General features: G+C 69.9%; 9 protein-coding genes. 8 read left to right on the top strand and 1 reads right to left on the bottom strand.

All coding sequences use genetic code 11. The features are described 5' to 3' along the window. Positions 1 to 97 precede the first annotated feature (97 nt). A complete protein-coding gene (locus H036_RS0118015; protein WP_017936204.1) occupies positions 98 to 649 on the top strand; it encodes a class E sortase in 552 nt (183 codons plus the stop codon). A 351-nt stretch (positions 650 to 1,000) separates the two neighbouring features. Here the strand turns inward: H036_RS0118015 and H036_RS0118010 are convergent, their stop codons facing one another. Beyond that, the gene (locus tag H036_RS0118010; protein ID WP_017936203.1) at positions 1,001 to 1,939 is read right to left on the bottom strand and encodes a hypothetical protein; all 939 of its coding nucleotides are present in this window, start codon (positions 1,937 to 1,939) and stop codon (positions 1,001 to 1,003) included. A 515-nt stretch (positions 1,940 to 2,454) separates the two neighbouring features. On the opposite strand from H036_RS0118010, the gene H036_RS0118005 reads away from it, so the two are divergent. From H036_RS0118005 to H036_RS23545, 7 genes are all read left to right on the top strand, one after another. Then, positions 2,455 to 3,252 carry a 3'(2'),5'-bisphosphate nucleotidase CysQ gene (locus H036_RS0118005; protein ID WP_017936202.1) on the top strand — a complete coding sequence of 266 codons (798 nt, stop codon included), beginning with the start codon at positions 2,455 to 2,457 and terminating at the stop codon, positions 3,250 to 3,252. Beyond that, positions 3,249 to 4,088 carry a siderophore-interacting protein gene (locus tag H036_RS0118000; RefSeq protein ID WP_017936201.1) on the top strand — a complete coding sequence of 280 codons (840 nt, stop codon included), beginning with the start codon at positions 3,249 to 3,251 and terminating at the stop codon, positions 4,086 to 4,088. The genes H036_RS0118005 and H036_RS0118000 overlap by 4 nt, the downstream gene beginning before the upstream one ends. Before the next feature lie 225 nt (positions 4,089 to 4,313). Then, entirely contained in the window at positions 4,314 to 5,330 is a 1,017-nt protein-coding gene (pstC, locus tag H036_RS0117995; RefSeq protein WP_232421905.1) for a phosphate ABC transporter permease subunit PstC, read from the top strand. After that, entirely contained in the window at positions 5,327 to 6,640 is a 1,314-nt protein-coding gene (gene pstA, locus H036_RS23550) for a phosphate ABC transporter permease PstA (RefSeq protein ID WP_017936199.1), read from the top strand. Before pstC ends, pstA begins: the two co-directional genes overlap by 4 nt. Then, on the top strand, positions 6,637 to 8,316 hold the full coding sequence (locus H036_RS0117985) for a substrate-binding domain-containing protein (protein ID WP_017936198.1): 1,680 nt from the start codon (positions 6,637 to 6,639) through the stop codon (positions 8,314 to 8,316). Before pstA ends, H036_RS0117985 begins: the two co-directional genes overlap by 4 nt. Continuing rightward, positions 8,313 to 10,940, top strand: coding sequence for a hypothetical protein (locus tag H036_RS0117980; protein WP_026146150.1), 2,628 nt, complete (start codon positions 8,313 to 8,315; stop codon positions 10,938 to 10,940). Before H036_RS0117985 ends, H036_RS0117980 begins: the two co-directional genes overlap by 4 nt. Then, on the top strand, positions 10,937 to 11,869 hold the full coding sequence (locus H036_RS23545; RefSeq protein ID WP_017936197.1) for a class E sortase: 933 nt from the start codon (positions 10,937 to 10,939) through the stop codon (positions 11,867 to 11,869). The genes H036_RS0117980 and H036_RS23545 overlap by 4 nt, the downstream gene beginning before the upstream one ends. The last annotated feature ends 6 nt before the right edge of the window (positions 11,870 to 11,875 follow it).

Here is an 11,875-nt window from a genome sequence, read left to right as displayed (position 1 = left end):
GGCGCTCGTCCCGCCCTCCGACGCTTTTGCCCTCGGTGGCCTACAACCGACCCTTCAGGCGCCCCGCCAGGCAGGGCATCCGGCGTGGTGGCCGTCGGTGGCGAAGACCGCAGCGATCGCCAGCGACGGCACGCCCGGCGACGCGCGGCTGACCATCCCGCGGATCGGCATCCACCACCTGCGTGTGGTCGCCTACCGGGGCAAGACCGACGACGCCCCGGGCACGCGGATCCAGGACCGCGGCATCGCCGCCAGCCCGTTCGGCAGCGGCGGAGCCGTCGGGCCGGGCGGAGTCGGCAACTACGAGATCACCGCCCACCGCACCGCCCACGGCGGGGTTTTCCGGCGGACGCCGTCGTTGCCGAAGGGCGCGCACCTGTACGTCGACGCGGGCGGCTGGCGCTACGTCTACCGGGTCGTCAGCACCCGCTGGGTCGACTTCCGCTCGGCCCGGTCGCTGAGGCTGCAGCGGGCGGCGGTCCCGGGCAAGCCCGGTTCGGTCGCGCGCCGGGCATGGCTGACGCTGTCGACCTGTGCGACGCCGGAGGACCACGCGGCGGGCAACTTCTGGACCGACCGCCTCGGCAACCCGCAGCACCGGATCGACAAGATCGCCGTGTTGGTACGGCGGGAGCCGCACGCGGGCTGATCTGCTAGGTGGCGCTGCTGGGGGCGCGGGTCGGGTGCCGGGGCTGCTGGGGGCGCGGGTCGGGTGCCGGGGCTGCGCCTCGAGGCAGGCCTACGGCCGCGCGGCGGCTCCTTCGTCGCCGGCGCGTCCTCCGGCAGCGCCTCTTCGGCGCGCCCCGGCTCCCGGCCCACGCCGCTTCGGTGCCTGGCCCCCGGCCCACGCCGCTTCGGTGCCCGGCTCCCGGCCCACGCCGCTTCGGTGCCTGGCCCCCGGCCCACGCCGCGGGCCCGGCGTGCCAGATCGTGCACCTGCGGGATGTGGCACGGGTTCTCGCGATTCCCGGGCGGCCAGATCGCGCAGGTGCGCGATCTGTCACGGGCGCTCAGGGAAGTACCGGCGCCATCGGTCGGAGAGCCTGGCGGGGACGCCTGGCTCGCCGCGCTGGAGCAGGATGCGGTGGATCCGCTCGAGGGTGTCGCCCGGTGTGCTGTAGATGTGCTTCGCGACGAGGATGATGCTGCGCCACGCGTCATCCTCGATGCCGGCACGGCGCTCCACATCCTCCTCCCACTGCTGGACCCGCTCGACGTGCTGCCGGCCGTCGTACTCGATCAGCGTGCGCGACTTGCGGTAGCAGAGGTCGTACTTCCGCACGGTGAAGCCGTCGTCGGCGACGATCGTGGGATTGACCTCGGGCTCGGGGAGACCGCCGAGCACCACCAGCATCCGGCTGCGCGTCTCCATCGGGGAGTCGACCCGCTCGCGCACGAGCCGAGCCGCCTCGAGTGCCCGACCCGCGCCTGCGTGGCGACTCTGCTCGCAGAACTCGACGAGGGCAGTCGGAGCGATGTCGCAACGCCGCGCCAGGTGGTCGCCGACGACGACCAGGTCGACGAGGTGAAGGAGGGTCGCCAGCTCGACGAAGGTCTGCGGCAGCGACGAGACCGTGACCCCGGCGATCGTCACCATCTCGCGGCGACGGGTCCAGTGGCAGCGGATCCCTGCGCGCGAGCGGCGCTGCCTTCGGTCGGTCACCGTGACGTGCTCGTCCGGCAGCACCGGGATCGGCAGCGCCCACACCCGGGCTGCGGTCGCATGTGAGGCGTGGGCGTCGGCGCCGAAGGCGAGAAGTGCTGCCTGTGCCCGTACGAGCGGCGTCGGCTCGACATCGGCGCCGATGAAGATCCCGGTGTGGAGTCGGCGATAGCGCGCGCCGTAGAGCGCACGCCGCGGAATGCCGGTGGCCAGCGCCGCCGCGCGCGTGAAGGGCGCACCGGCGTCGAACGCCTCGCCGTGCTCCATCGCGGTCATGGCAGCAGCGTGCCCGAGATCACGGGATGGCGCGGCTGGCTATCCACAGGCTGTGTCAGATCCCGCACCTGCGGGGTCTGACCGGTGTGAACTCCCTCGCGGGCGTACCAGATCGTGCACGCGTGCGATCCGGGTCGGGTGCTGGGGTTCGGCTGGGGCGCGGCCCGGGGTTCGGCTGGGGCGTGGGTCGGGGCCGGGGCCCGCCGCGAGGCAGGCCTACGGTCGCGCGGTGGCTCCTTCGTCGCTGGCGCGCCGTAGGGGGCGCTGTGGGGTGGGCGCAGTGTGACGGACAGCTGCCACCGTCGGGGCAGGCCTCGCTCCGCTCCGGCTCCTTCGTCGCCTCCGCTCCGGCTGCGGCAGCGCCCCTTCCGGCACCACCTGCCCGTCACGCCGCGCCCCGGCCCACGCCACAGGCCCGGCGTACCAGATCGTGCCCGCGCGCGATCCGGGACGGGTGATCCGGGCGACGGACGGCCGCGCGAGCGGCTCCCGGGGCGCCACTAGGGTTGATTGCCATGAGCTCATTCACCGCCCCGCCGACGGCCGAGATCCTGGCCGACGACCACCTTCTCGCCGCTTGGCTGGCCGACGCCGCCGGGAGGCGACTGCTCGAGGTGCGCACCGAGGGGCTGGCGGGCAAGGAGCTCAAGGACGCCGGTGACAAGGCGGCGCACGAGCTGCTGATGGACCTGCTCGGTGCCTATCGGCCCGATGACGCCGTGCTCTCCGAGGAGGGCAAGGACGACAAGGTCCGGCTGGACGCGGAGCGGGTGTGGATCATCGACCCGGTCGACGGCACCCGGGAGTTCTCCGAGCCCCCTCGTGAGGACTGGGCGGTGCACGTCGCGCTGTGGAGCCAGGGCGACCTCATCGCCGGCGCCGTCGCGCAGCCTGCGCTGGCCGGCTCGGAGGTGCAGAGCACGTTCCACACCGGTGCCGCGCCCCAGGTGCCGCCGCGGACCAGCGACCGGATCCGGATCGCCGTCAGCCGCAGCAGGCCGCCGGCGTTCGTCGAGGCCCTGGCCGCCGAGCTGGACGCCGAGCTGGTGCCGATGGGCTCGGCCGGGGTGAAGATGATCTCGGTGGTGCGCGACCTCACCGACGCCTACGTGCATGCCGGTGGGCAGTACGAGTGGGACTCGGCCGCTCCCGTCGCCGTCGCCCGTGCTGCCGGCCTGTTCACCAGTCGCGTGGACGGCTCCCCGCTGCGGTACAACCAGGACGACGTCTACCTGCCGGACGTGATCGTGTGCCGCCCCGAGCTGGCCGACCGGATCCTGGCTTTCATCGAGAAGAACGGAACCGACGCATGAGCGAGAGCACGGCCGAGCGCGACCCCAACCGTCCCGAGCGCGGCGGACGTCCCGACCGCGGTGGACGCGGCGACCGTGGCGGGCGCCCCGACCGGCCCCAGACCGTGCTCGTTGTCACGAGCCGCGAGCAGCTGACCCCTGGCATGGTCCGGGTCCGCTTCGAGGCCGCCGACAAGGACGTGTTCGCGGCGGGCTTCGGCCACAGCGAGTACACCGACCGCTACGTGAAGATGACGTTCCCGCAGCCCGACGGCAGCGACGTCGTGCGCACCTACACCGCGCTCGAGCCGAACGTCGAGGACGGCACGCTCGTGATCGACTTCGTGGTGCACGGCACCGAGGGCGTCGCCGGTCCTTGGGCCGCCGCGGCCGAGCCGGGGGAGCGGATCGCCGTCCGCGGTCCCGGTGGCGGCTACAGTCCCGACCCCACCGCCGACTGGCACCTGCTCGCGGCCGACGAGGCGGGCCTCCCGGCGGTGCGAGCGGCGCTGGCGGCAATGCCCGCCGAGGCCCAGGGGTACGCCGTGGTCCACATCCCCGCCGAGGAGCACCGGCAGGAGCTCGATGCCCCGGCCGGTGTGCAGATCAGCTGGGTGACCTCGACGGAGCGGGACGGACTGGTCGACGCCGTACGCGCCCTGCCGTGGCTGCCGGGCCGCGTGTACGCGTTCGTGCACGGTGAGGCCGAGGCCGTGATGCACGGCATCCGGCCCTACCTGGTCAAGGAGCGCGCCCTGCCGCGAGCCGACGTGAGCATCTCGGGCTACTGGCGCCGGGGCCGGACCGAGGAGGGCTTCCGGGCCTGGAAGCAGGAGCTCGCGGCCTCCGAAGGCTGAGTTTCACCGCTCTTCCGCCGGGGTCCCAGACGCGGGGTCCCAGGCGGAATGGCCCGACCCGGTCAAGCTCATTGAGCGATGGGTCACACCCCCTGGCTTTGTTGGTTCACGCTCGGTCTGCTGTTCATCGTTGATTCATCAACCAGGGGCCTGCTGGACGAGTGGCTTCCCGATAGTTGCGGCGCATTGACCCGCCGTTCTCGGGCGACCACGTAAGGCCAGAGCTTGACGATCCTCCCGTTGCAGGACCCCGCGTCCAACGCACGACCACCCGCGACGCCACGCCGGATCTCCCGGAAGCCCACGGGCGGCGATGCCGTCTTCGCCAACACCTTCCGCGCCATCGGCGCTTCGGTGCTGGTGATCACCGGTGGCATCGGCCTGTTCCTCGCGTACCAGTCGTGGCCGACGCTGCGTCACTACGGCCTCGGCTTCTTCACGACCCGAGCCTGGAACCCGGACACCGACACGCTCGGCATCGCCGCCGTCCTCGTCGGCACCGTCCAAGTGGCGTTGATCGCCATGGTGATCGCGTTCCCGCTGGCCGTCGCCGCTGCGCTCTACATCACCGAGTACGCGCCGCCGCGGCTGCAGTCCACGCTGGTGGCCGTCGTCGACCTGATGGCAGCCATCCCCTCGATCGTCTACGGACTCTGGGGCTTCTTCCTGGTGGAGCCGCACGCCTCGGATTTCGCGGTCTTCTTGCAGCGCAACTTCGGCTGGCTTCCGTTCTTCCACGTCGGCGCCGACCCGAACGCTGCGGTCCCCGACATGAGCCGCTACACCGCCAGCGCGTTCATCGCGGGCGTGGTCGTGTCGATGATGGCGATGCCGATGGCCTGCTCGGTGATCCGCCAGGTATTCAGCCAGACGCCGATGGGGGAGAAGGAGGGCGCACTCGCCCTCGGAGCGACCAAGTGGGGCATGATCCGCACCGTCGTACTGCCCTTCGGCAAGGGCGGCATCATCGGCGGCACCATGCTCGCCCTCGGTCGCGCGCTGGGCGAGACGATGGCTGTGCTGATGATCATTAGCCCTGAGTTCATCATCAAGGGCCGGATCCTCGAGATCGGCACGGACACGGTCGCGGCGCTGATCGCCGCGCAGTTCGGTGAGGCCACCGGCATCCAGCTCTCCGCGCTCCTGACGGCCGGCTTCGTGCTCTTCGTCATCACCCTCCTCGTCAACACGCTCGCGGCGGTCATCGTCAACCGCAGCCGATCCGGGGCGGAGACCTCATGACCGCGCTCGTCGAGCCCATCGCACCCACCGCACCCACCGCAGCCGCCGTCGGGGGCACCGAGCTGCCGCGTCGTGACCAGAACGTCCTGCCGACTCCTCGGGCGAACCTGGGCCGGCTCCCTGTCGAGGAACGCTTCGTCACCTGGGGCGCCCGTGTCGCTGCGCTGGCGCTGGCGTGGGTGATCGTGGAGCGGATCCTGCCGGTGCACGGTCTGGCCTGGTTCCTGTTCGTGGCTGCTGTGGCCAACGTTGCTCTGCTCGCCGTCGGGACGGCCGTCATCGGTTCGACCGTGGCCGTGGCCGACCGTGTCGTCCAGTGGCTCGTCTCGACCGCCATGGTGGTCGTGGTCGCGGCGGTCGGCTCCGTGGTGGTGTACGTCCTCGCCAAGGGCTGGCCGGCCCTGCGGCACATCAACTTCTACACCCACGACATGACGGGTGTCGGCGCCAATGACCCGCTCAACCGCGGCGGCATCCTGCACGCGATCGTCGGCTCGCTGATCGAGCTGACCATCGCCTCGCTGATCGCGCTCCCGCTCGGCGTCGGGACGGCGGTGTTCATGAACGAGATCGGCGGACGCTTCGCGAAGATCGTCCGCACCGTCGTGGAGGCGATGACCGCGCTGCCCGACATCCTCGCCGGTCTGTTCATCTACACCGTCTGGATCATCGTCCTCGGGTTCCCCCGCTCGGGCTTGGCGGCTGCGCTGGCGATCACCGTGATGATGCTGCCGATCATCGCGCGTGCCTCCGATGTGGTGCTGCGCGTCGTACCCGGCACGCTGCGTGAGGCGTCGCTGGCGCTGGGCGCGAGCCGCTGGTCGACGGTGTGGAACGTCGTGCTTCCCACGGCCCGTCCCGGTCTGGCGACCGCGCTGATCCTGGCCATCGCCCGCGGCATCGGCGAGACGGCGCCCGTGATGATCACGTCGGGCAACGCGACCTTCCTCCACCTCAATCCGGCCGGCGGCATGATGACGTCGCTGCCGCTGTTCATCTTCACCTCCGCCCGCAGCGGCATCGATATCCAGATCCAGCGCGGCTTCGGCACCGCCGCGGTGCTGCTCGCGCTGGTCCTCATCCTGTTCATCCTGGCCCGCCTCGTCGCTCGCCCGTCGTCCAACAAGCCGTCGCTGTCGCGGCTTTTGAAGAGGGTGCTTCGACTCAACACCCTCACGCAGTCAGCCGGGTACGACGTCGTCGCCGCCGATCCGCTCTCCGAGATCGGCCCGATCGCTCCGCCGCAGGAGCGCACGACCGCCCACCCCGTTTCGCACTATCCGCCTGCTCCCGACGAGGAAGTCCCGTGATCCGCCGTCTGCTCTCCCGCCGCGCCCCTCTCGTGGTGAGGGTCGTCCTCGTGGCCCTGATCTCCCTGGGTGTCATGTTCCGCATGGTCGGCCCTGCCTCCGCGTCGTACGCCGCGATCGAAGGCTCTGGCTCGACCTGGGCCTACGGCATCGTCGGTCAGTGGGTCGCCGATGTTGCCGCCGCCGGCATGCAGGTGACCTTCACCAACAACGGCTCCTCGCAGGGCCGCAAGGACTTCGCCAACGGTGTGACCGACTTCGGCGACTCCGACATCCCCTATCAGGGTGTCGATCCGACCACGGGCCAGGCCGACTCGAGCTCGCGGCCGTACGCCTACCTTCCGGTGGTGGCCGGCGGCACCGCCTTCACCTACCAGATCAAGGTCGGCGGCAAGCTCGTCAAGAACCTGCGGCTGTCAGGCGAGACCCTCACCAAGATCTTCACCAACAAGATCACCAACTGGAACGACCCCGAGATCACCAAGGAGAACGGCGGCAAGGTCTTCCCGTCGCTGCCGATCACCCCGGTGGTGCGCTCGGATGGCTCAGGTGCGACCGCGCAGTTCACGCTGTGGATGGCCAAGGAGTATCCATCGATCTGGGGCCCCTACAACGGCGGCCATGTCGCGCTGACCTCCCTCTACCCGCGATCCGGTCGCCAGGTCGCGGCCAACGGTGACGACGGCGTGATGAACACCGTGAAGTCCGCAGCCGGCAACGGAACGATCGGCTACACCGAGTACTCCTACCCGGTCAACGCGAACTATCCGGTCGTCTACGTCGAGAACGCCTCCGGCTACTACGTGCAGCCGACGCAGTACAACGTCGCGGTCGCGCTGACCAAGGCCAAGATCAACGGCTGCACCACCAACGGCGTGTGCAGCCCCAGTGGCCAGAGCGCTTCCACCTACCTCACACAGAACCTGGACGACGTCTACACGTTCAAGGACCCGCGCTCCTACCCGGTGTCCTCGTACTCCTACATGATCATCCCGACGTCGTCGACCGACAGCCGGATGACGGTGGCGAAGCGGCAGACCCTGGCCGACTTCCTCACCTACTCGCTGTGCACGGGGCAGTCCAAGGCTGGTCCCTTCGGGTACTCGCCGCTGCCGCTCAACCTGGTGAAGGCGGCCTTCAGCCAGCTGGAGAAGCTCGGTCCCAGCGCCGACGGCGGGGCGGTCAAGGGCGTCAACGTCAAGAACCCGTCGGACAACCTCACCTCCTGCGATAACCCGACCTTCGTCAAGGGCAACCTGTCCGCCAACCACCTGGCACAGATTGCTCCGCAGCCGCTGGCCTGCCAGAAGGCGACAGCGACGCCGTGCGGAGACACCACCGTCGCACCCGGCACCCCGACCGGCAACGGCTCGCAGGCTCCGATCGCAGCGACGACGCAGTCCGCCAGTGGTGGGGGAGGAGGCGCGGCGGCCAGTGCACCGCACGCGACGAATGTCGACCCTGCGACTGGAGAGATTGCGGCCGGACCGGACGCGACCGGCGCCGTCGCCACCACGAGCGGTACGACGGCCACCGCGAACGCGGTGACTCTGCCCGCCAATCGCTCGGGAGACTCCAAGCTCTTCGGCGCGGTGTCGGTCATCGAGTTGGCCGCGCTGATCATGGTTCCCGGCATCTACGTCGCCTGGCGTCGTCGTCTCAAGGCGGGTGCATGAGCGTGTCGTTCAACACCCCGACCATGCGTCGCATCAGCGAGGACTCGATCGTCCGCCGGTTGGCTGCCGCGGCCGTCGTGCTGGGACTGGTGCTGATCGGCCTCACCGCGATGCAACAGCGCGCCCAGGCGGCGACGGGCACGCCTGTGGCGACCGGCGCCGACGGCCTGACGGCGACGCAGACACTCAGCCGCTCGTTCTACCCCAACGGTGGCGTCGAGACGACCCTCGAGAACAAGGTCACCGTCAACCTGGACAAGCACAGCAATGTCCAGGCGAACGAGCGCATCCACATCACCTGGTCGGGCGCGCACCCGACCGGTGCACGTGCGGTGAACCCGTTCGGGTATGCCGGCATGCAGCAGGAGTACCCCGTCCTGATCATGGAGTGCCGGGGCACCCCATCCCAGGTCACCCCGCAGACGTGCTGGACCGACAATTGGCAGGAGCGGACCCAGTCGGCGTCCTCCGATCCTTCGGGTGACTCGGCGGTCTGGCTCGATGACGCGAAGAACGTCGCGGGCTCCGACGACAAGCGGATCTCGGGGCTGACCGACGCCCAGGCTTCGGCCCTCCCGTCGAGCGAGTGCTCCTACGGCGACGACACAGCCGCGCACATCACGCCTTTCGCCACTGCGAGCAAGGTCTACTACAACTGCTCCAACCAGGACATGGCGCCGGAGGAGACGACGGGGACGAGCTCGACCTCCTCGACCCCGCCGCAGGAGATCTCTGCCTTCACCAATGCCCGCGGCAACGGGTCGGCCGACTTCGAGGTCCGGACGGACACGCAGAACGCCTCGCTCGGTTGCTCTCAGTCGGTCGCCTGCTCGGTCGTGGTGATCCCGATCGAGGGCCTGAGCTGCACGGCTGCGACGCAGGCCAACTGCAACAGCACCGGGAACTACAACGCCGGCCAGTACTACGACGGCTCGACCAGCGGCGCGGCGGCCGTCAGCTCTCAGCTGTGGTGGTCGCCGTCGAACTGGGACCAGCGCTTCACCTTCCCGATCACGATCGCACCGCCGCCCAGCGTGTGCTCGCTCAACAGCGCCTCGGGCGCGCCGGTGGCCTTCTACGGATCCGAGCTGCTGAGCCAGGCCGCGCTGCAGTGGACGCCGGCCTACTGCTTGAACAAGAAGCGGTTCAACTGGCAGGACAACGTCATGTCGGACGACGGTGCCTTCGCCTTGATGCGCAGCGGCACGGGCGCTGCGGCGGAGGTCTCGGGGCGCCGAGATCAGGACTCGGGCATCGCCTACGCACCGACGGCCGTCACGGGCTGGGGAGTCGCGTTCGACATCGACACGCCGACAGGTAGCCAGCAGCTCTCGCTCAAGCTCAACGCGCGGCTCCTCGCCAAACTGCTCACGGAGTCCTACTCCGGTGGAAGCGTCGGCAGGCAGCGGCCGGGCCTGGACAAGAACCCCTACTCGCTGAACCTCGATCCGGAGTTCCAGGAGCTCAATCCGGGCCTCGACGTCCGGCACTGGAGCGAAGCGGCCTCGACACTGTTGGCCGTCTCGACGGGTTCGGACGTGATGCAGCAGGTGACGTCGTACATCGCGGAGGACAAGGATGCGATGGCGTTCATCGACGGCAAGGCCGACCCGTGGGGGATGACGGTGAACCCGGCATACAAGGGCCTCTCGCTGCCGGTCTCGACCTGGCCGCTGCAGGACACGTGGATCCCGACCACGACGGATTCGTGCCTGAGTGCGAACAAGACGCCGTACATGCCCCTCATCGACTCACCGTTGAGCACCATGCGGCTGGTCTCCCAGGCCATGCTCTACAACTGGCCCAACGTCAACACCGTCTGCACCGTGGACAACAGCACCAACCCCGCCACGAATGTGATCGGTCGCGTCGGACCGCAAGGCATCGGCAGCCGATTCATGCTGGGGCTGGTCGACCTCGGCGACGCGGCACGCTACGGGCTGACGCTCGCGTCGCTGGAGACGGCGCCAGGCACGTACGTCGCGCCGAGCAACACCTCGATGAGCGCGGCGGTGAAGCTCGCCGAGCCGGGCAAGAAATACAAGCCCTTCTCTCTCGACGAGAAGACCCTTCGCAAGAGTGGCACCGCCTATCCCGGGACGATGGTCGTCTACACGGCGGCGAAGACGAGGGGACTGTCCAAGAGCATCGCCAAGAAGGTGGCGCAGTTCCTCCAGGTCTCCTCTACCGAGGGTCAGGTCGCAGGCCGTGGTAACGGCCAGCTCCCGAACGGCTATCTACCGATCACGAAGACGGGCGTGACGAAGGAGCTGTACGCGGCCGAGCAGGCCGCCCGGGCCGCGATCCGGGCCCAGAAGGAGCCTCGGACCGACGGCTCGGCCACGCCTTCGACGACCGCGACCGCGTCGATCGCTCCGCCGGTCGGCTCCAAGCCCGGGGCTGCCGCCTCGGTGGACGCGCCCCCCGCCCAGAGCACGCCCTCGGCTGCACCGAGTGCGACGCCCTCGACGCCCTCGACGTCGGACGTCCAACTCGCCAAGACCGCGGCCGTCTCCTCGGGTCTTGGTGGCGGGATGCTGCCGGGTCTCTTCCTGCTCGCGCTCGCCGCCATCATCGCCACCCTGGCCACGCGCGTCATCCTCCTGATGCGTGGGATCCGATGAGCGACACGACCACGAAAAGCCGTGCGACCGACCGTCGCGCGGCCTCGCCCGCCCGCCCGCGTCGCCAGGTCCGCCCCGGAGAGGCCGAGGAGACCCTCGAAGTCTTCTCCTCCGCCCTCACCGTGGTGGCGATCGTCTGTGTCTGGATGCTGCTGCAGCTGCTGGTGTTGGGTGGCTTCTCGCAGGCGCGCAGCCAGCACCTGCTGTACGCGCAGTTCCGCTCCGAGCTGGCCCAGGCCACGGCGCCGACCGGCGCCGTCGACTACAACGGCAAGACGGTGGAGCGGGGCGCGCCGGTGGCCGTCATCTCCATCCCGAGACTGGGCCTCGAGCAGGTCGTCGTGCAGGGCAGCACATCGCGCGAGCTCGTGGACGGGCCCGGGCACCTGCCCTCGACGCCGCTGCCCGGGCAGCAGGGCGTCTCGGTCGTGCTCGGTCGTGCCAGCACGTACGGCGCTCCGTTCAAGGCCATCGACACCCTCAAGGTCGGCGACGCGATCACGGTCCAGAACGCCGAGGCGAAGGTGGCTTACAGGGTCATCGGGATCCGTCGTGCAGGCGACCCGATCCCGCCCGCGCCGACGGGCACGCAGGGGCGCCTCACCCTCGTCACCGCGGGGGGCAGCGGCTTCCTCTCCGGGATCCGCCCGCGTGACGCCGTCTACGTCGATGCCACCACCGGCAAGGCGACCGGTGTGGGGCAGGTGGCCACGAGCCTGCCGGCGGACCAGGCGATGGCGAAGGACACCAGCGTGCTGCCGGCCCTCTCGCTCTATCTCGCCCTGCTGATCGCGCTGGTCCTGGGCGTCAGCGTGGCTCGACGGCGCCTTCGCGGTTCCTTGGTGTGGCTGTGCGCCGTGCCGATCGCGATCGCGCTGGCTTGGGTGACCACCGACCAGGTGGTCGCCCTCCTACCGAACTTGATGTGACTCGCA

The sequence above is a fragment of the Nocardioides sp. Iso805N genome (genome assembly GCF_000364605.1).
GTDB lineage: Bacteria > Actinomycetota > Actinomycetes > Propionibacteriales > Nocardioidaceae > Nocardioides.
Note: the sequence above shows the minus strand (reverse complement) of the source record. Positions and strands in the feature narration are given on the sequence as shown.

What these genes read in the sequence shown, in the direction of transcription:
- H036_RS0118000 (WP_017936201.1), top strand. Translation starts at nt 3,249, where the DNA reads ATGAGCGAGAGCACGGCCGAGCGCGACCCCAACCGTCCCGAGCGCGGC.
- H036_RS0118005 (WP_017936202.1), top strand. Translation starts at nt 2,455, where the DNA reads ATGAGCTCATTCACCGCCCCGCCGACGGCCGAGATCCTGGCCGACGAC.
- H036_RS0118010 (WP_017936203.1), bottom strand. Translation starts at nt 1,939, where the DNA reads ATGACCGCGATGGAGCACGGCGAGGCGTTCGACGCCGGTGCGCCCTTC.
- pstA (WP_017936199.1), top strand. Translation starts at nt 5,327, where the DNA reads ATGACCGCGCTCGTCGAGCCCATCGCACCCACCGCACCCACCGCAGCC.
- H036_RS0117980 (WP_026146150.1), top strand. Translation starts at nt 8,313, where the DNA reads ATGAGCGTGTCGTTCAACACCCCGACCATGCGTCGCATCAGCGAGGAC.
- H036_RS23545 (WP_017936197.1), top strand. Translation starts at nt 10,937, where the DNA reads ATGAGCGACACGACCACGAAAAGCCGTGCGACCGACCGTCGCGCGGCC.